We start from the raw sequence: 21,567 nt of genomic DNA on the forward strand, positions 1-21,567 counted from the left end.
AAAATATTAACAATATATTTGATACAAAAATTTATTTATGAAAAAACACTACTTCTTATTATTTCTTTTTTTTATATCACTATCGAGCAATGCTCAAGTTTCTTCAAATATTGACCCGGATTTTGACACCAAAGATTATCTTCCCAGTTTAACTTTGTTCAGTAAAGATTTTGCTTTACAGCCTGATGGGAAAATAGTTTTGGTTGGAAATTCCAGTTCTTATAAATTGTACAATGACAAGAATGCAGTAAAAGGCAACAATATTTTGAGGTTAAATAAAGATTTGTCTCTTGATGAAACGTTCAAAACTGGCTTAGGGTTTAGTTCTGCACCGTCAGGTTTAGCAATACAACCGGATGGAAAAATTCTGATTGGTGGCGCTTTTACAACTTATGATGGAAAACCGGTAAACAAAATAATCAGGTTAAATGCCGACGGCACTCTTGACAATACATTTAATCTTTCTGATAAAGGATTCAATTCATTTACGTTTACAATTATACGTTCCATAAAAATACAACCGGATGGAAAAATACTAATAGCGGGAGTTTTTGATGTTTCTATTTATCAAAAATTTACTGGCCGCAATATGCTGCGCCTAAATGCTGACGGTACTGTGGATAAAACTTTTCAACCAGGCTCCGGTTACCCTTATAATATTTTCAAATTTGAACTGCAAACTGATGGTAAAGTAGTAAGAGCCTATGAGAATACATTCAACAAAGAAACAAGTTATAGAATTGACCGTCTAAATTCTGATGGTACTTTAGATTCAGGATTCACTGCTATAGAAGGATTTGGAGGAATTTGTTCCAACAATACTGTTGGGTATGATAGTATGTACGATTGTAAATTGGGCATTCAAAAAGATGGAAAAATATTATTTGGCGGTTGCTACAGTACATTCAAATATATTGGGACCTCCGGTTTTATGAGATTCAATACCGACGGATCGAAAGATACATCATTTAAATATGTTGTACCCGGATTCCCAATGGCAACAGTAAAAGATTTTATTTTTCTTTCGAATGATAAAATACTAAAAAGCGATTTGACACTCATTAATAATGATGGTTCTATTGATAATACAGTTGTAGCAAAATTAGACGCAAACACAAATTCAAATAAAATTTTGTTGTGCCCGGATAATAAATTATTAGTTTGCACGGAGAATATTGTAAACTTTACAGGAGGAAGTACTTCTTTTAACCGATTTATTAAATTAGATTTAACTACTTCTGAAATTAACGCACAAGAACAACCAAGTACTTTTTATGCCGGAAATGATATTTTAGAAAAACCGAATGGCGACATTCTTGTTCTGGGAAATAGCAAAAGTACCTTTAATACAAAATATCATGATGGTATAAAATTGCTAAACAAAAATGGCAAGCTTTCTCAGAATAAAAATTTATACCAAAACCTGTTTACATCCCCTAAAAGCGAAAAAAATACCTTTAGAAAAGGAATTGTTCTGCCAGATGGTAAAGTTATCTTAAATAAAATTGAATCTACAGGCGTAAGTAGTTTGGTTAAATACAATGATGATTTTACAATAGATGCTTCTTTTTCGGCCCCTATTTACCTTGGACGCATATACAATTTAATATTGCTTTCCGATGGAAAAATCTTAGTTACTTCGGATGGACAGGACAGTCTTACAAGATTAAACAGCGATGGCTCTAAAGATCTTAGCTTTGCTTCAGTCAGAGGATTTAACAATCTCTGCTACACTTCAGCAGTGCAAAAAGATGGAAAAATAATTGTAGCCGGTAATTTTACTGCTTATAACGAAACAAAAATCAATCGAATTGCAAGATTTAATAGTGACGGAACATTTGACAATACTTTCCGTCCTGATGAAAACCTAACCGGATTTATCTACACTACAGGCATACAATCCGATGGAAAAATCATCATCGCGGGTCAGCTAAATTTTAATTCTATAACAGAAAAGAGTTGTGTCCTAAAACGCTTAAATACGGATGGCTCTACAGATGCATCATTTACTGAATATAATTCTACTTATGTGGCGCATCTTGTACGAGGTATGGAAATACAGTCTAATGATCAAATTGTACTTTTTACTAATCGAAACAGCACCACTGATTATCAAATAAATGACTTTAAACGATTAGAGAAAAATGGAGAAATTGACACCACATTTGATTCAGGTGAAGGATTTGATGGTAACATCACTGCCATTAAAATTCAAAAAGACGGAAAACTTTTGGTAACAGGTAATTTTGTAAAATACAAAAACAACTGGTCTAATGGAACAATCCGATTACTTGGCACTAAAAGCACATTGGATACACCCGATTATTTCTTAAACAATGACAATTCTAATCTTGTTTTATTTCCTAATCCGGTTAAAGATGTACTGAACATTTCGTCAGATGAAAATCTATCTATAAAATCAATACAAATTTATAATACACTTGGACAATCTGTATTAGATACCAAAAACATAAAAAACTTCTCGAACATCAATGTTTCGGAATTGAGTAAAGGGATTTACTTCGTTAAAATAAATTCAAACAAAGGAACAACAACAAACAAATTTTTAAAAAATTAACCAAATGCTCTCTTAATTGAGAGCATTTTTTTTGCTCCCCTATTCTCGTAAAATCTCCATTCCAAATAATTTAGTTATTTGCCTGATCTTTTACAGCTCATAACTTTTGTACATTTGCAGCACATTTCAAATTAAAAACTAAATGTCTTCACACCATATCGTACGCGACGACCAGGAACCCGCTTTAATTATCGCCAACGGAGCAGCATGCCATCCGGAATTATTAGGACAATTACTGGAATGGTCTCCTCTGGTTATTGTACTTGATTCAGCCATTGAAAGAGTAATTGAACTGGGCATTAAAGTCGATGTCCTTCTGGGTGATTTCGACCGTGGTTTTGATCCTGAAATATACAAGACCACACAATATCCTATCGAAATTGTTCATACACCCGATCAGGACAAAACCGATCTGGAGAAAGCTTTTGATTATTTAATCGATCGAAAAATCCCTGCTGTAAATGTTGTCTGGGCCACCGGAAAACGTGCGGACCATACCATAACCAATATCACCAATATTGCCCGCTACCGCGATTTGCTTAAAATTGTTATACTGGACGATCATTCGAAAGTATTCTTACTCCCTCAAAAATTCGAAAAGTGGTACACCGCAAAAACTCCTATTTCCTTGATTCCGATTGGGGTAGTTAACGGAATTTATTCGACCAATTTACAATATCCTCTTGAAAACGATACCTTAACCATTGGCTACAGAACCGGAAGCAGCAATTCTGTTCTTCAGGATGGTCTGGTAACCATTATCCATACCGATGGTGATTTACTGTTGATGGAATGTATGGATTAAGGATTGTTGTTCTGAATGCAATCACAAAAAAGGAATGACTATCTTTGCACCCAAATTCACAAAATGAAACCAACAGACAATTCCGAAAAAAACAATTTACATCCCCGAAATCTGCATCGTTCACGTTATGATTTCGAACTTCTTATTGCAAATTGCCCTGAATTAAAAGCGCAGGTTGCCGTAAATAATCACGGAATTGAAACTATTGATTTCAGCAATCCCCTTTCGGTAAAACTGCTCAACAAAGCTTTACTGAAAACCTATTATGACATACAAAATTGGGACATTCCTAAAAACTATCTTTGTCCGCCAATTCCCGGAAGAACAGATTACATCCATTATCTGGCCGATTTACTGGCCGAAACTAATAACGGAACTATTCCTCAGGGATCATCCGTGTTAGGTTTAGATGTAGGTACGGGTTCTAACTGCATTTATCCTATTTTAGGAAATGCTGTTTACGGCTGGGACTTTGTTGGAACAGATATCGATAGAAAAGCAATCGAAAACTGCAGTAAAATTATTGAAGCAAATCCAAAACTAATTGAAGCCATTAGCCTTCAGCAACAAACAGAATCGCGCTTTATTTTTAAAAACATCATTACTCCCGAAGATCGTTTTACGTTCACGATGTGCAATCCGCCTTTTCATGCTTCGGCAGAAGAAGCCAATAAAAGTACCGTTCGTAAAGTTTCTAATTTAAACCCGAAGGACAAAAAGAAAGTAAACCCTGTTTTAAACTTCGGAGGTCAAAATGCGGAATTATGGTGTGATGGAGGTGAGCTTCGTTTTATCACTCAAATGATTTACGAAAGCGCTAAATATGCCACACAATGTCTCTGGTTCACCACTTTAGTATCCAAAAGAGATAATCTTTACAGCATTTACAAAACATTAAACAAAGTAAATGCGGTCGATATTAAAACAATTGATATGGCTCAGGGCCAAAAAACAAGCCGAATTGTAGCCTGGACTTTTTTAAGTGAAAACCAACAAAAGGCCTGGAACTTTGAAAATGCCTGATATTGAAATTCTAATAGTTTAAAATAAAATTCTGATACTTTTTAGAGTTGCCATTTTTGTACCTTTAAAGTAATTTGAATTTTATTCCTATGGCAAAAATTTTCTTTAAAGTATTGTTGTTGTTTTTACTAGCAGGTTGTGCGGCTTCTAAAAAGACGAAATTTGACGATTATGTTTTTAAAACAAAAAGCGAAAAACAAGTTTATATAAATTCATACGATCAGGCACTAAAGCTTTGGGATATTCCTTATACCGAGGAAACTATACCTACAACTTACGGAACAGCTCATATAATTATTAGCGGTGTAGAAAACGGTAAAGATCTAGTGCTCCTACATGGTATGGATGCGAGTTCGACTATGTGGTATCCCAACATAAAAGCACTCTCCAAAACACACCGCATTTATGCCATTGATTTTATAATGGAACCCGGAAAATCTACTTTGACGACAAAACCACTGTCTTCAGAAGAAATTGTTATCCTATACAATGAAATTTTCAATCATTACAAATTAAAAAATATTGATCTTATAGGAGCCTCCCGCGGTGGCTGGATTGCAACATTACTAGCCACTCAAAAAGAAAATTCAATTGATAAAATAGTATTGTTAAGTCCGGCACAGACCTTCAAATCTGTAGATAAAGTAAGAAAGATGACTCCGGCCTTACTATTGAAACTTTTTCCAAATGAAAAGAATTTCGAAAAAACATTGAACATTTTTTCTATTCATCCCGAAAAAATCAGTCCGGTTTACAAACAACAATTCTATTTGGCCAACAAATATGCAAAGTCAAATTCAAGCATGCTGAAAATGCGTCCTTTCTCAGATGATGAACTAAAATTCATCAGCAATCCGGTTTTGATTTTAATTGGAGATCATGATGTTATCAATTCAGAAGAAAGTCTTGAACGTGCTCAAAAACTTTTAGTAAACGGTACAACAAAAACGATTAACGATGCGGGTCATTTTTTAAGCATAGATCAATCTAAATCAGTAAATGAACAGGTAATTGAGTTTTTAAATCCTAAGAAAGCAAACTTAAAACCTTAAAGAAAAATATTTTTCGCAACGTAAACACAAGATAAATACTAAAAATTTAAAAAAGGACCTTTAAACAGAATTAACCAATAGTTTTAACTTAAAATTACATATATTTACAATTATAGCAAAACTATTTTAAAAAATCGTCAAAATAGAGCGAACCATACCCTTCAATCTACTGGACCAGTCATAAATTAAAAAAGTGACAATAACCATTTGGTTCAGAAATTTATTGAATAAAAATTCCAAAACAAATTCAATTTCAAAATAATTTATAGCAGACCCGTTTGTTATTTATTTTTTGCTTTCATATTAATTTAAACCAAACTAATATAAAACCAGAATTATGAAGAAGAATCTATTCAAAAACCAAATGTATTTACGACTCCAAAAAGTGTTACTCACACCTTTTGCATTCACTATTCTTTTAGCAAACGGCAACAATCTTACTGCTGCTGAAAATACGAAAAACCGAAAAAATACCATTCAGACCAATCAAAACAAACAAACCGATCTTGTCAAAGGAAAAGTTGTCGATGACACAGGAGCCTCTTTACCGGGAGTTACTGTTTTGGTCATCAGTACCAAAAAAGGAGCCGTTACCGATATTGACGGGAATTATACTATTGAAGCCAAAGTTGGCGACGTTCTGCAATTTTCCTATGTAGGATTACAAACCAAAACCGTAACAGTTGTGGGACCAACTGTAAATGTTACGCTATCAGGAGGCAGTGGTGAAAGCCTGGAGAATGTAGTGATTATTGGTTCGCGTAACCCTACCCGAACTGTTACAGAATCAGCTGTTCCAATAGATGTTATTGCAATGAAGGATATTGCAACACAAGGAGCACAAACCAACCTGAATCAGATTTTGAACATGGTAGCTCCTTCCTTTACCTCAAATACCCAAACGGTAGCCGACGGAACGGATCACCTTGATCCGGCGCAATTAAGAGGTTTAGGCCCTGATCAGGTATTGGTTTTGGTAAACGGAAAAAGAAGACATACTTCCTCTTTAGTTAACATAAACGGAACTCCGGGAAGAGGATCAGTAGGAACCGATTTGAATGCAATTCCCGCTTTCGCTCTTGAAAAAATAGAAGTACTGCGAGATGGTGCTTCTGCTCAATATGGTTCAGACGCTATAGCAGGGGTAATTAATCTTAACATAAAAAAAGACACTAAAAAAATAGATATTAATCTCTTCTCAGGAAGTAATTTTTCACGAAATGCTAACGATCACAGGGGAGGAAATGATGGTAACAATTACCAAATGGATGTTAATTACGGAACAAATTTAGGCAAAGAAAAAAGTTTTATTAATTTAACGGGAAGCTTGCAATTAAGAGATGCTACAAGTAGAGCTAATGACGCCACAGGTACTATCTATAACGCTTACAATGCGATTGAACAAAGAGCTTCAGAAGACGGAATAAATATAAATTCTCTGTACGGCAACATTACCAATACTCCCAATTCTGCTCAAATTGTAAGCTTAATAAAAAACTATGCTCCCAAAGTAAGTTATTTTACCGGGGCACAACAAACGAATATCAGTAATGCCACAACTATTTCGCAATTACAAACGGCCTTAAATTTTGATGCCACAGACGGAGAACTGGCTTACCGAAAACTTGAAAGAAGAAACTTTAATATGAGAATAGGGCAATCTGAATTTAAAAGTGTTCAGTTCTTTTTGAATGCCGCCTATCCCATAAATGATAAATTAGAAGTTTATGTTTTTGGTGGAACCAGTTATAGAAATGGTGAATCTGCCGGCTTTTTCAGAAGACCTAATCAATCAAGATCTTATACCGGTTTATACTTAAATGGTTTCTTACCTGAAATTCATTCTACCATTAATGACCTTTCTGCTGCAACAGGGCTTAGAGGTACTATTTTTAAAGACTGGCATTTTGATTTGAGCAATACATACGGTCGAAATTCCTTTGATTATAATATCGAAAACACTGTAAATGCAACTTTAAGAGAAGGCTCCCCTACTGAATTTGATGCTGGAGGCTTACGTTTTGCTCAAAACACAACGAATTTTGATATGAGTAAAAAAATCAATACCCTGAACGTCGCTTTTGGTGCCGAATATCGCTACGAACAGTACGGTATCAATGCCGGAGTTCCTGATTCTTACAGTCAATACGATATCAACGGAAATGTAGTTACCGGCACAACACCTGCCAACATAAGAGTGACTGATTTTTATGGCGCCGCCAGACCAGGTGGAGCACAGGTTTTTCCGGGTTACAGAGCAGAAAATGCAAAAACCGAAAAAAGAAACAGTGTAGCTCTTTATACGGATTTAGAGTTAGATGTAACCGAAAAATGGTTATTAAACGGAGCTGTTCGCTTTGAAAACTATTCTGATTTTGGAAGTACTACTAATTTTAAAATTGCCACCCGCTATAAACTTACAGACAACATCAATTTGCGTGGTGCTTTCTCAACAGGATTCAGAGCTCCATCCTTACATCAGATTTATTATGAATCCACTGCAACACAATTTACAGGAGGAGTTCCTTTTGAAGTAGGAACTTTCAGCAATGATTCTGAAATCGCAAAATTACTTGGAATTCCGAAATTAAAACAAGAAGAGTCAACCAGTGTAAGCGCCGGATTTACAGCTAAAATTCCATCAGCCAACCTTACTATAACTGCAGACGCTTATTACATCAAAATAAACGACAGAGTAGTACTTACCGATCAGTTTACGCCAACTCCACTGACTCAGTCTTTGTATGATCAGGCTGGCGCAAATGCGGCAACTTTCTTCGCCAATGCCATTGATACCGAATCTAAAGGAATTGACGTAGTACTTACCAACAAAATGAACCTAAATGAAAATCTGACTTTAAAAAATGACTTGTCCGGTACCTTTTCAAAAACACATAAAATAGGAAACATTCATGCTTCTCCTATACTGGAAGCGGCAGGTCAGGTAAACACTTATTTTTCAGAATCCTCAAGAATTTATTTAGAAGAAGCAGTACCGCGAGTAAAAGTAAATCTGACAAACGGCCTTACTTATAAAAAATTCGATTTCTTCTTAAGAAACGTGTACTTTGGAGAAGTAACAGATCCAAACGTTGCTGACGTAAACGGTGATGGTTTTGTAGGCGCCACTATTGTAAATGGAAAAGCGGTGGAAAATGAACATCCTGTTTGGGGAGGAAGAGTGATTACCGACATGTCTGTAGGTTTTAAAATTAGTCCTATTGCTAAAATCATAATCGGTGCTAACAATGTTTTTGATATTTATCCGGACAAAAACCTTGGACCGCAAACAGCAAGAAGAGCCAATGGCGTTGATGCAAATGGAAACATAACCTATGCCACTACTCCAACTGCTATTGATTTATCCAACCAAAATCAATTTGTGTATTCCAGAAATATATCTCAATTTGGTCAAAACGGACGTTTTGTTTTTGCAAGATTAAGTCTTAGCTTCTAAATCATTCTCAACTATAAAAAGACCGTCAACATGAAATTTGTTGACGGTTTTTTTTGAATTATACTTTCAGAAAAAAAGAAATCAAACTCGTATCTTTACGACACTAATCTTTCATCATCCAAAAATGAATTTCCAGGTATCCTCTGAATACAGTCCAAAAGGTGATCAGCCGCAAGCAATCGAAAAACTGTCACAAGGCATTATAGACGGTGAAAAATACCAAACTTTATTAGGAGTTACCGGTTCCGGAAAAACTTTTACGGTGGCCAATGTTATTCAGGAAGTTCAGAGACCTACTTTGGTTTTGGCACACAACAAAACGCTGGCTGCACAGTTGTACTCGGAATTTAAGCAATTCTTCCCGAATAATGCTGTGGAATATTTTGTTTCTTACTACGACTATTACCAACCGGAAGCTTTTATGCCGGTTACAGGAGTATTTATCGAAAAGGATCTATCCATCAATGAGGAACTTGAAAAAATGCGTCTGAGCACTACTTCTTCCCTGCTTTCGGGGCGTCGTGATGTATTGGTTGTCGCTTCGGTTTCCTGTTTGTATGGTATTGGAAATCCTGTTGAATTTCAGAAAAATGTCATCGAAATAGCAAGAGATCAGGTCATTTCCCGAACAAAATTACTACACAGCCTGGTGCAGAGTTTATATTCCCGAACGGAAGCAGACTTTACTCCCGGAAACTTCAGAATCAAAGGAGATACGGTTGAAGTATACCCAAGTTATGCCGATGACGCCTATAGAATTCACTTTTTTGGTGATGAAATAGAAGAAATAGAATCCTTTGATGCCAAGACCTCACAAGTCATTGAAAAATTCACCAGACTAACCATTTATCCTGCCAATATGTTTGTGACTTCACCTGATGTTTTGCAAGGCGCTATTTGGGAAATCCAGCAGGATTTAGTCAAACAAGTCGATTATTTTAAAGAAATCGGTAAACATCTGGAAGCAAAACGTCTGGAAGAACGTACAAATTTTGATTTAGAAATGATTCGCGAATTAGGATATTGTTCCGGAATTGAGAATTATTCAAGATATCTTGACGGCAGAGATGCCGGAACCCGTCCTTTCTGTTTGTTAGATTATTTTCCAAAGGATTATTTGATGGTGGTAGACGAGAGTCACGTGACGGTTTCGCAGGTTCATGCCATGTACGGAGGCGATCGCAGTCGAAAAGAAAACCTGGTAGAATATGGTTTCCGTCTGCCTGCTGCAATGGACAACCGACCTCTGAAATTTGAGGAGTTTGAAGCCATGCAAAATCAAGTTATTTACGTGTCTGCAACACCTGCTGATTATGAACTTCAGAAAACAGACGGGGTTTATGTAGAGCAGATTATTCGTCCGACAGGATTATTAGACCCTATTATTGAGATACGCCCAAGTTTGAATCAGATTGATGATTTGATCGAAGAAATTCAGGTTCGCTGTGAATTAGACGAAAGAGTTCTGGTCACTACTCTGACCAAAAGAATGGCCGAGGAACTAGCCAAATATTTGACCAAAGTCAACATTCGTTGTCGTTATATTCATTCCGACGTAGATACACTGGAGCGTATCGAAATTATGCAGGACTTACGCAAAGGAATTTTTGATGTTTTGATCGGGGTAAACTTACTTCGTGAAGGTCTGGATTTACCTGAAGTTTCGCTTGTTGCTATTTTAGATGCCGATAAAGAAGGCTTTTTAAGAAACCACAGATCATTGACCCAAACTATTGGCCGTGCCGCAAGGAACCTTAACGGAAAAGCCATCATGTATGCTGATAAAATCACTGCCAGTATGCAAAAAACAATCGATGAGACCAGTTATCGCAGAACCAAACAAATCAATTATAATACTCAAAACAATATCACTCCTCAGGCCTTAAATAAAAAAATCGATAGTGCCTTTACTAAAAATCCTCTGGTTGAATACAAATTAGGGCATACCATACCGTCAGCAGCGGCAGAACCGGAAACGGCTTATTTATCGAAATCGGAACTGGAAAAAATGATTCGTGAAAAACGAAAATCAATGGAAAAAGCGGCAAAAGAACTGGATTTTTTACAGGCTGCAAAACTGCGTGACGACATTAAAAAACTGCAGGAACAGCTTCCTTAAACACACAATTCTAAAACAATTGACATCCAAAGTATAAAAGAATTTTATACTTAAAATTATGGAAGAAATATTTTATAAGGAATTTCAAATTCATTAGTTTTAACAAAATTTTAAAACGCTGAAATGAAATATCTTTTATTCCTTCTTGCTCTTTTTGTTTTCAATATTTCTGCCCTGGCACAATCTGGAAATAATGATTTTTGGAATAAAGAAATAGAAAATTCTTCGGATATCATCAAACCGAATATTCTTTCCAATCACCCGTTAGGAATTTATATTTCCAGATTAAATCATAATTTCAATGTTCGTTCTCCTGATAAATACTCTTTTTCATTTGAATTCTCTAGCGGTAATGTCGCTCTACCTTATGTAAAATCATATGAATTAACAGATCCCAACGATCAAAAAGCAGCAGAAAACATGCCCTGGCATGTTCGGGAGTATGCTTTTGACTTCAATAAAGTTCCGCACAATACTAAAGAATTCACCGCCGATGGTGTGATTCGATCGTATCGATTTACTTTTACATTGCCTATCACGGTTCATCACGAACTTAATTTCGGTTTACGAATAAATTCGCTGGATGGAGGAAAATATCCGTACTCTATTTTTACTTCTGATGAAACAATCGAATGGTTTCACAGTAACATTGCCGGCGGAGAAGATCCTTTCTCAAGACGCTACTATGGTTTAAATAAAGCCGGAATATCTTACAAAGATGAAAATGACAGGGTCCTCACCATGCATAACGGTAATTTTACCATTCCCGGAATTGACATCAATTACAACTATTATCCCAAATTAGAAATGAATGAAAAACATCATATCTATTTGAATTTTGGAGCACAGCTTGGTATCAATACTTCTCCATACAATCCTGTGGCCGATTTTGGGATTTCTTCTTCTATTCTAAAAAAGAAGATCATTAAAAACAAAAACATTCTGACTTTTGGTGCCAGTGCAGGAGTTTTGCGTCAGCATTTTTTAGAATATGGAGATCGGGTAAATATTAGTAGTAGGGATTTCTTCTATAGTCTTGAAGGGCTTATTGACTACAAGGTAAAACTGAAGAACAATAACCACCTTTCGTATGGTATCAATTATAATTTTCAGTCCTCCTATAATAGAAAAAACGAAAAAGATCATACTGTTCTCACCGGACAAAGAATCAAGACGCACTGGCAAAAAACGATTTCACATTTATACGAAGATTTAGAGGGATGGAATTTTATCTGCACCTACTCTACCAAACGTTTTTCTTATTTTGTGTATTTCAGAGAAGATCTAAATCTGGACAATGCACCTGATTTTCAAACCGGTATTGGTTTAAAAATGTCCATTAAAAAAAAGTAGTTATCTGATCTGAAGCTTAAAAATTTAATTGTGCTGTTCCTGAAATACTTTCAATAAAAGCTTAGGATCGATTATAGCATTGGGTGCTTTTTTCATTAAATCGAGAACACGTCTGGTTGCAATGGGATTCAGACCCATTTCGATCGCAATTTGCTGTATGGCTTTGGCTTCTTTTTCATGCAAGATACCATCGCAATACATAATCAGCGCCAGTCGATAAAATTGCTGAATGCGCTGAAACTCCGATTTTATAACTGAACCGGCACTTTCCTGATGAAATAAATCGCGAAAAACATCGGCACTAATATTTAATTCCTGAGCCACCAGCCACAAAAACTCATACTCTCTTTTATGCAACTGTCCGTCAACGGTAGAGAAAGCAATCATTTCTAAAAGTAAACTTATCTTTTCGGCTTCGGTATTCATCAATTTATTATTTTTAGCTAAAATATTGTTTTTAACTCTAAAACGCAACAGTACTCATGATTAGGAGGTTTTTCTTTTTTATTTTCTTGTGGGTAACCGCCATCGCAAGCGCACAAGAGAGTACTGCTTCAAAAAACGTATCTACCTTTACCATCGAAGCTCCTCAGCTAAAAACAACTAAAAAAATATGGATTTATCTTCCTGACGGATATGCCGCCTCGGCCAAAAAGAGATACAGCGTGATTTACATGCACGATGCCCAAAATTTGTTTGATGGCAAAACTTCGTACGCAGGCGAATGGAATGTAGATGAAAAACTGGACAGTCTGAAAGCCCCCGTAATCGTAGTAGGCATTGAACATGGAAATGACAAACGTTTAAATGAATTAACTCCGTATAAAAATGAAAAATACGGCGGTGGTGATGCCGATAATTATCTTGATTTTATTGTAAAAACGCTAAAACCTTATATCGACCAGAATTACAAAACCAAAACCAAGGCCAAAAACACCCTGATTATGGGAAGTTCATTGGGCGGATTGGTTTCGTACTATGCCGTGTTAAAATATCCCGAAGTCTTCGGAAAAGCAGGTGCATTCTCGCCATCCTTCTGGTTTTCAAACAACATTTATACTTTGACGGAACAAACTCCTAAAGTCAAAACTAAAATTTACTTTTTATGCGGAGACAAAGAAAGTGACGATATGGTAAGAGATATGACAAAAATGGAACGTCTTCTGGACACTAAGCGTTGCTATTGCCTTCATCTCACCAAATCTAAAATTGTAAAAGGCGGCGAACATAATGAAAAACTTTGGCGTGATGGTTTCGCAAAAGCAATAATCTGGCTGGGCTATTAAATAAAAAAACAGACTTATGGAATTAATCTTAAGAGAATACAATTTAAAACTCAAACATACTTTTACCATTTCCAGAGAATCGATTGATTTTCAGCCTTCACTGATTGTGGAGCTTAAAAGCGATGGCTTTTCAGGTTTTGGAGAAGCCACTTCAAATCCGTATTACAAAACAACTGTTCCGGTAATGATTCAGGATTTAGAAAAAATCCGAAGCATTATCGAAAGTACAACCACTGAAACTCCCGAAGTTTTCTGGTCCAAAATCTATCCGTATTTAAAAGAGGACATGTTTGCTTTATGCGCTTTAGACATGGCTTATAATGACTTGTACGCACGCAAAAAAGGCAAGAAATTATATGAATCATGGAATTACTCCACAGAAAAAAATCCGCTTACGGATTACACCATTGGTATTGCCTCGATCGAAAAAATGGTTTCAAAAATGCAGGAACTTCCGTGGCCTATTTACAAAATTAAACTGGGTACCAAAGAAGACATTGCTATTGTAAAAGAGCTTCGAAAACATACCGATGCCATTTTCAGAATCGATGCCAATTGCGGTTGGGATGTTGAGGAAACCATAAACAACGCCATTGAGCTCAAAAAACTAGGTGTAGAATTCCTCGAACAGCCCATGAAAGCCGATGACTGGGAAGCCCATAAGGAAGTTTTTAAACATTCGGTCTTACCTGTAATAGCCGACGAAAGCTGCATTATTGAAGAAGATGTCGCAAAATGTTTCAATCATTTTCATGGCGTAAATGTAAAACTTGTAAAATGCGGAGGTCTGACTCCAGGGAAACGTATGATCGAAGAAGCCAAAAAATTAGGACTCAAAACGATGGTGGGCTGCATGACCGAATCGACTGTGGGAATCTCGGCTATTGCCCATTTGCTCCCTCAGCTGGATTATGTGGATATGGACGGAGCCTTACTTCTAGCCCAGGATATTGCCACCGGAGTAACCATAAAAAATGGTGTAATTCATTATTCTGAACTTAACGGCACCGGAGTAACCTTAATCTAATTTTTATGAACGTAGACCAATTTCCGGACAGAACTATTGAAATCAATAAAGAGCAATACTTGTATTTTGGTGGAACTGCTTATTTGGGATTGCCCACCAATAACCCTTTTCAGGAATTGGTCATTCAAAACATACGAAAATGGGGAACTACTTACGGCAGCTCCCGCAATGCCAATATAAAACTAACGGCTTATGAAAATGGTGAGGCTTTTCTCGCCCGTCACATACAGGCCGAAAGTGCTGTTACGGTGTCATCGGGAATGCTGGCCGGAAAATTGGTTACGGAACAATTGACTAAAACCACCGATTGTTTCTTTCATTTTTCAGATCTGCATACCGCAATTAAAACGCCCAACAGTTTACCAATATTTTTGAACAATCAGATACATCCACGTCTGACCGATTCTAAAGCAGAGAAAATCACTATTCTTACTGACGGAGTTCCTTCCTATCAGACCAAAGCTGTTGATTTATCTGTTTTAAAGGAAATTCCAAGTCATAAAGAAGTCACTTTAGTTATCGATGAATCACATTCGTTTGGAATTTTAGGAAAAAATGGCTGTGGAATTTATTCACAAATCAACCTTCCCATTAAGCATAAAATTATGGTTTCGTCTCTGGGAAAAGCGTTCGGCTTAAATGGCGGTGTTATTGCCAGTGATACTTCTTTCATCGATCAGATAAAAAATACGGATACTTTTATATCGGCTGCCGGAATGAATCCCGCTTTTGTTCAGACACTGGCCGATGCATCCGATATTTATCGTGTTCAGCATCAAAAATTAATGGAGAATCTACATTATCTGGATACAAAACTTATCAAAAGTGAGCATATCAAATTTGATAAAACGTATCCTTTGATTTACATTGAAATGGAACGTATAACGGATATTCTTAGAGCAAATAAAATTATTATCGCCAATTTCAGGTATCAAAAAAATTCGAGAGATATTAATCGAATTGTAATTACAGCCAATCACACTAAAGATGATTTAGACCAGGTAATTGAAATTTTGAATCAAAGCAAAAGCGTATAAAAAAACAGCTCTGATCAAAAAATCAGAGCCGCTTTAGTTTTTATTTATCCCACCAAACCGGTGTGACCATTGATTTAAAGTTTAATTCATAATTTGCTTTATTCGCGTTTCTTTCGTTAGTTGAATAAATAAATCTTCTTATCCATTTTCCTCCATTAGCAGGATCAGCGGCTTTTGGCAGGGCTAATCCCGGAAAAACGTTTGTAGAAAAATCATATCTTCTGTAATCATTAAATGTTTCGCAGTTCAAATAGAGTACTATATTTTTTTGCCTCATAATATCTTTCAACTGTAAACTGGCGGCACCTTTATTAATAGAAGCATCTCCTAAATAAGCATTTTTATCAGGAGCGGAAACTCCCAATTTATCCATATTTGCCCCAATAGCATCCATATAGGCGCTATACCCTGTTGCATTTGTTCCTGTACTTGTCGCATTACCTCCATTTAAAATAAATTGTGCTTCAGCCTGCATTAGTTTAACTTCAGAAAAGGACAAAATAACAACTGGCGAATCTACTTTTGAATAATAAGAATACAACCCTATTTTAGCATTAGGTGCCGGTGTTCCTTTTGATCCCTGGCCAGGTTCTCCACCAATATAATTCCCCGGAACATTAGGATTTGGATCTTTAGGATTCACAACCCCATCTGTTACAGGATAACTCCTAAGATCAATCAGTAATGGCATTCTCGGATCCATTGTTACCGTTTTAAAAGCAAACGTGCTCCCGTTCATAAAACCAATAAATTGCTTGGTTATCAAATAAGATGCATTCCCGGTATTAAGTCCTAATTGATTATTATACCACGGATTGGTCTGTACTTTATTGTAAATCAATTGAAAATCATCTGCATTAGATGTTATTCCTTTTGCCAAATAAGAAACTACCGTACTGGCAGCAGTTGTTGTATTAATTTTTGATAAGTGCAGTGCATATCTCGCTTTAAAGCTATAGGCGGCTTTTATCCATTTTTCAACATTTCCGCCATAAACAAGGTCTTCTTTTCCAGGAGTAAAAGAGGATGTGTTAGGAGCAGATAAATTGGCAATTCCCTGATCTAACAGGTTGTTTATACCTTTGTAGACCTCTTCCTGGCGGTCATATTCCGGCTTAAAATTCTGTGATGCCAACGACGCCTGCGAAAAAGGTATATCTCCGTACAGATCCGTCAACAATCCAAAATTTACTGCTTGTAAAATTTGAACAATGCCCTTGTAATGTGATGATTTTGTTTCATCGGCTTTATCGGCTACTTCTTTCAGATTTCCTAAAGCTTTTACATACACAGAAGACCAGTAACTATCTAAGGATTCTTCGTAATGATTGTCTACCCCTACTGACGAATTAAGTGCAGAGGAAGTATATTGCGTTAATAAAGAAACTCTGGTCGCGGCCGAGTACTGAGCATCAAATGTGTAATAAATTGCAGGACCCAATAGATCTTTTAGATTCTTATTAGCATCAGGTATTACATTTCCTGGTGTATTTACATCAAAATAATCATCGCTACAGCTATAAGTTGTCAGGGCAATGATTATGATCAAGAATATTTTGAGTATATTTTTCATCTTTTCTAAATTAAAATCCTAGATTAATACTAAATGAGTATGATTGTGTAAGCGGAGTCGTCAAACCAGTAAATCCGTAAACATTGGTACCGGCACTGTAGCTGGAACCTTCCGGATCAAAACCATCAAATGGTGTCCAGATCAGGAAATTACTACCCGATACTGTAAAAGACAAATTAGAAACACCAATGGTTTTTAATGCTTCTTTGGTCATATTATAAGTAACCGACACATTTCTGAGCTTAAACCAGGAGGCATCCTGTATAAGAGCATCTGCGGCTGTATTGTAAATCGTATTGTTGTAATAATTGTTGCGTAACGATTTATTTATAGGGATGTCGTTAGGTACATATCCTCCCGCTCCATCCGATTTTACACCGTCTAAAACAGCAGTTTCGCTTCTGTCAGCAGTAACTCCCAAAACACCATTTCTAATTCCGTTTCTTCTGGCTGTATCATACGCATCTCCGCCTTTTTTATATTCCAGCAAAAAACCGATATCAAAATTTTTAATTTTGAAGGTATTGTTTAGAGTAGCTACCCAGTCCGGAAAAGCCTCACCAATCTTACCTATTGCTATGGCTCCCGTACTTGTTTTATTAAAAACAGGCAATCCGTTTGCACCAATCACTACTTTACCGTCTACTCGTTGCCAGGACTGCCCATAAAGTGTTCCCGCGGCATCACCCAAACGTACTTGTGAAGTTATATTGGTAGCCTGAGAGTCATATCCGAAAATAATATTTTCAAAAGGCAATGCTGTAACTTTAGTTTTATATTGTGTAAAATTTAGCGTAGATGTCCAGCTGAACTTTGGATTTTTAAACCAATCTGCACCTAAAGTCAATTCGTTTCCTGTTGTTTTTAAAGATCCCCCATTGTCCCAAAATGCCGTAATTGAAGAGGATTGCGGCACAATTCTTTGAATAATCTGATCATCACTAACTCTGTTAAAATAAGTGTATTCCAATCGTATTCTATCTCTAAAAAAACGTAAATCTGTACCTATTTCCCAAGTAGATATAATTTCGGCTTTCAAATTTGGATTGGCATCAACAGATGTAGCAGATACTCCTCCAACTCCGTTGAATGGAAAATTTACATCTTTTATATTTTTTCTAAAGATCGCAAACGGAGGCGTTTTTCCGCTTTGTGCCCAGGAGGTTCTTAATTTTCCATAAGACAAAACAGACTTGTTTTGGTCTATCAAATCTCCAAAAAGAAAAGACAAATTCGCAGAGTAATAATCAAATTTATTATTCTTTACCGGCAAAGTAGATACCTGATCGTATCGCCCCGTAACCCCCAGATAAATAATTTCTTTATAATCGGCTTTTGCTTCAAAAAAATTACCCACGTTTCTTACACGCTCTTCACCCGAATTATACGCAAACAAATTGGTCGCATTAGAAATATTATTAAAATCTGTAATAAAAATTCCTTCTCCTCTTACATTAGAATAGGTGTTTTTGGTATCCAAAATTTGATTTCCTAAAGTAAGGGTGGTATTAAAATTTCCGAATTTTTTATTGGCCGTGATCACAAAACTGGAATTAAGTCCCGTAAAGCCAATATTTTCATCCAGAATAAAACCATTTACTGCTGTTCCCACATCAAGATTAGCAGGAACATATCGGTTTCTAGTTTCAGAATAATTATCTACACTAGCTCTATACACAAAGTTTAACCATGAAGTTGCCTGGTAATTAAAATCGGCCGAAGCAATAATACGATTTACATCATCTTTTAAATTACTTACAGCCGTAAAATATCTTGGCTGATCGATAATACCATTTGTATAATCTTTTTCTTTACCGGCAGCGGTAAGATAATCATTTACATCAATAGAGGGTGACCAATATGCCAGAGAACTCATCACCGATTTGTCTCCATTATTAGATCTTATCCCTCCGGATTTTGTATAAGCAAAAGAAGACCCTATTTTAAATTTTTCAGAAATCTGATACCCTCCATTTGCTTTGAAAGTTTTTCTTTGGTAAGAAGTATTCGGTACAATACCATCATCTTTACTGGTAGAAGCAGATACAAAATAATTGATTTTCTCTGTTCCTCCGCTCACACTCACACCTAAATTTTGAGTCACACCAGTTTTAAAGAAATCCTTATAAAAATTTCTGTATTTAATTCCTGCACCATCTGAACTGGAATATTCCGGTCCAAAACTCCAGAATCCTCCCGGGCTTGCAGGATTTACCCATTCAAAACCACTAGCGCTATCCGACACTGTACTTTTTACATAAGAAGCTCCGTTTAGACCTTCTCTGTATTTGGATTGCAGCTCCGGATAATGATTTACCTCACTAAAAGAAATACTGGAATTGATATTAATTTTTGGTTTTCCTTCTTTCCCTCTTTTGGTAGTGATAATAATCACGCCATTACCGGCCAAAATACCGTACAATGCTGTTGCACCAGCACCTTTAAGAACGGTGTAGCTTTCTATATCTTCCGGATTGATATCTATTGCTCTGTTAGAAAATGAAAACTGTTCTCCGCTACTCACAGAATTAGAACCTTTGGAGGGAGCTACATTTCCTATAGCCGTAGAATTGTTTACTGGGTTCCCATCAATAATAATCAAAGGCTGATTATTGTTAGACGGATCTAAAGAAGAAACACCCCGAATAACAATATCTACACCTGCACCAACTCCTCCCGAAGTTTTACTTATGGTTACTCCTGCTACTCCTCCCTGCAAACTTTCAAGAGCATTTAATTGGCCCGGTCTTTCGATATCTGAGGCCTTCAAAGTCTGGCTCGCATAACCCAAAGATTTTGTTTTATTTTTTATACCAAATGCGGTTACCGTCACTGCATCCAACTCTTTAGAATCCGGATTCATTTTTACATTCAAAATACTTCCCGTTACAGTCGCTTCATTCATTTTGTACCCAACGAACGAAAATAGTAAGACTGATCCTTTATTTACGCTAATGGCAAAATCCCCGTCTAAACCAGAAGTAGTAGTATTGGATGTTCCTTTTTCCAGGATATTTACACCTGGCATTGAAACTCCCATCTCATCTGTTACGCTTCCTTTTACCGTTATTTTTTGTGCAAACAGAATACCAGAAGTAAGTAAGAACAAAACGAAGGAAAAGGTAAAATTCTTTTGTTTCATAAATTTTAGTTAAAAGTGGTTAATAATTTGGTTTGTTAAACCTGTAATTTACAGACTTTATTTTACTAAAATTCGTTTTCATATTAAAATTCAAAGATATTTCTTATAAATATATTTTGCTTTGTTTAGAAGATGAGAGTCTAATCGAAATACCGGAAGCAAACAAAATTCTTATTGCCAATTTCAAATACAAAAAACAAAGCTCCTCTAATTCGAATTGTAATTACAACCCAACACTTAAAATTCGATTTAGATCAATTAATAGATCTCTTAAACGATTGTAATTTTAAATAAAAGCGAAAGAACCTGCCACGAATACACTAATTTTCACTAGTTATACTGCGCTCCAATTTTAATTCTTACAATTCGTTGAAAAAAAATTAAAAACACCCTGTATCATAATAATTACTTTTAAAATGTACCTTTGTAAAAAATTAAGTGTATAGTTTGTGATTCCGACGAAGATTGTAGGAACTTGAAACTAAAAACAAACTTGAAACTAAAAATCAAAAAATGACAAACAACGATATCCTAAAAAAACTTCGCGTGGCTTTGATGCTCCGTGACGACCAAATAGTAGAAATTTTAGAATTAGTAGATTTCAGAATTTCAAAATCAGAATTGGGCGCTTTTTTTAGAGCTGAAGATCACCCAAATTTTATGGAATGTGGTGATCAGGTTTTACGTAATTTCTTAAACGGACTGGTAATTCATTTAAGAGGAACGAAAGAAAATCCTAAAAACCCAAATGATGTTTTAGCCAAACACAAAGCTCAGATTCCAAAGAAAGACAGCACAAAGGACAGACCTGAATTTAAAGCCGCTCCTAAAGATTCTGAAAGAGCAAGAGGCGATCAAAGTCCATCAAAATCAAGTTCAGCTGATAAAAGACCTAAGAAGAAAGAGTTTCCAAAAGGCAATGGAAAACCAGTAGTGGTAGAAAAAGTAGTATATAAAAACGGTAAGAATAAAAAATAGTACTGTTTGTTTAACCGCAAAGAGCGCAAGGGTTTTTAACAATAAGAATCTATACAAACGCAAAGTTCGCAAAGCTATAATGGATAAAGCTTTGCGAACTTTGCGTTTATTAAGCACGATCTAAGAAAAAAACTTTG

The 21,567-nt window shown here is 36.0% G+C and carries 14 protein-coding genes; 11 read left to right on the forward strand and 3 right to left on the reverse strand.

Going from position 1 to position 21,567, the window contains the following annotated elements; all coding sequences use genetic code 11:
- Nucleotides 1–37: 37 nt before the first annotated feature.
- From BHE19_RS10315 to BHE19_RS10345, 7 genes are all read left to right on the forward strand, one after another.
- Complete coding sequence (locus tag BHE19_RS10315) at nt 38–2,578, forward strand: T9SS type A sorting domain-containing protein (protein ID WP_070907031.1); 2,541 nt, start codon at nt 38–40, stop codon at nt 2,576–2,578.
- A gap of 142 nt (nt 2,579–2,720) precedes the next feature.
- On the forward strand, nt 2,721–3,383 hold the full coding sequence (locus BHE19_RS10320; protein WP_070907032.1) for a thiamine diphosphokinase: 663 nt from the start codon (nt 2,721–2,723) through the stop codon (nt 3,381–3,383).
- Nucleotides 3,384–3,446: 63 nt separating this feature from the next.
- On the forward strand, nt 3,447–4,406 hold the full coding sequence (rlmF, locus tag BHE19_RS10325) for a 23S rRNA (adenine(1618)-N(6))-methyltransferase RlmF (protein WP_070907033.1): 960 nt from the start codon (nt 3,447–3,449) through the stop codon (nt 4,404–4,406).
- An 89-nt stretch (nt 4,407–4,495) separates the two neighbouring features.
- Entirely contained in the window at nt 4,496–5,458 is a 963-nt protein-coding gene (locus BHE19_RS10330) for an alpha/beta fold hydrolase (protein ID WP_070907034.1), read from the forward strand.
- Nucleotides 5,459–5,795: 337 nt separating this feature from the next.
- A complete protein-coding gene (locus BHE19_RS10335; RefSeq protein WP_083342512.1) occupies nt 5,796–8,915 on the forward strand; it encodes a TonB-dependent receptor in 3,120 nt (1,039 codons plus the stop codon).
- A gap of 124 nt (nt 8,916–9,039) precedes the next feature.
- On the forward strand, nt 9,040–11,034 hold the full coding sequence (uvrB, locus tag BHE19_RS10340; protein ID WP_070907035.1) for an excinuclease ABC subunit UvrB: 1,995 nt from the start codon (nt 9,040–9,042) through the stop codon (nt 11,032–11,034).
- Nucleotides 11,035–11,157: 123 nt separating this feature from the next.
- The gene (locus tag BHE19_RS10345) at nt 11,158–12,387 is read left to right on the forward strand and encodes a hypothetical protein (RefSeq protein ID WP_017495446.1); all 1,230 of its coding nucleotides are present in this window, start codon (nt 11,158–11,160) and stop codon (nt 12,385–12,387) included.
- 24 nt (nt 12,388–12,411) lie between these two features.
- Here BHE19_RS10345 and BHE19_RS10350 read toward each other — a convergent pair whose 3' ends face one another.
- Complete coding sequence (locus BHE19_RS10350; RefSeq protein ID WP_070907036.1) at nt 12,412–12,813, reverse strand: excinuclease ABC subunit B; 402 nt, start codon at nt 12,811–12,813, stop codon at nt 12,412–12,414.
- A gap of 56 nt (nt 12,814–12,869) precedes the next feature.
- Between BHE19_RS10350 and BHE19_RS10355 the strand changes: the two genes are divergently transcribed.
- From BHE19_RS10355 to BHE19_RS10365, 3 genes are read left to right on the forward strand one after another with little or no spacing between them, the layout of a single operon-like run.
- Nucleotides 12,870–13,673, forward strand: coding sequence for an alpha/beta hydrolase (locus BHE19_RS10355; protein WP_070907037.1), 804 nt, complete (start codon nt 12,870–12,872; stop codon nt 13,671–13,673).
- Nucleotides 13,674–13,689: 16 nt separating this feature from the next.
- A complete protein-coding gene (locus BHE19_RS10360) occupies nt 13,690–14,700 on the forward strand; it encodes a dipeptide epimerase (protein ID WP_070907038.1) in 1,011 nt (336 codons plus the stop codon).
- A gap of 5 nt (nt 14,701–14,705) precedes the next feature.
- Nucleotides 14,706–15,737: an aminotransferase class I/II-fold pyridoxal phosphate-dependent enzyme gene (locus tag BHE19_RS10365; RefSeq protein WP_070907039.1), complete on the forward strand. Its 1,032-nt coding sequence runs from the start codon at nt 14,706–14,708 to the stop codon at nt 15,735–15,737.
- 40 nt (nt 15,738–15,777) lie between these two features.
- Here BHE19_RS10365 and BHE19_RS10370 read toward each other — a convergent pair whose 3' ends face one another.
- Entirely contained in the window at nt 15,778–17,310 is a 1,533-nt protein-coding gene (locus BHE19_RS10370; protein ID WP_070907040.1) for a SusD/RagB family nutrient-binding outer membrane lipoprotein, read from the reverse strand.
- A 10-nt stretch (nt 17,311–17,320) separates the two neighbouring features.
- Nucleotides 17,321–20,452 carry a SusC/RagA family TonB-linked outer membrane protein gene (locus BHE19_RS10375; RefSeq protein ID WP_070907041.1) on the reverse strand — a complete coding sequence of 1,044 codons (3,132 nt, stop codon included), beginning with the start codon at nt 20,450–20,452 and terminating at the stop codon, nt 17,321–17,323.
- Between the two features lie 513 nt (nt 20,453–20,965).
- Between BHE19_RS10375 and BHE19_RS10380 the strand changes: the two genes are divergently transcribed.
- The gene (locus BHE19_RS10380; protein WP_017495453.1) at nt 20,966–21,430 is read left to right on the forward strand and encodes a DUF1456 family protein; all 465 of its coding nucleotides are present in this window, start codon (nt 20,966–20,968) and stop codon (nt 21,428–21,430) included.
- The last annotated feature ends 137 nt before the right edge of the window (nt 21,431–21,567 follow it).

This window comes from Flavobacterium tructae (genome assembly GCF_001853485.1).
GTDB lineage: Bacteria > Bacteroidota > Bacteroidia > Flavobacteriales > Flavobacteriaceae > Flavobacterium > Flavobacterium tructae.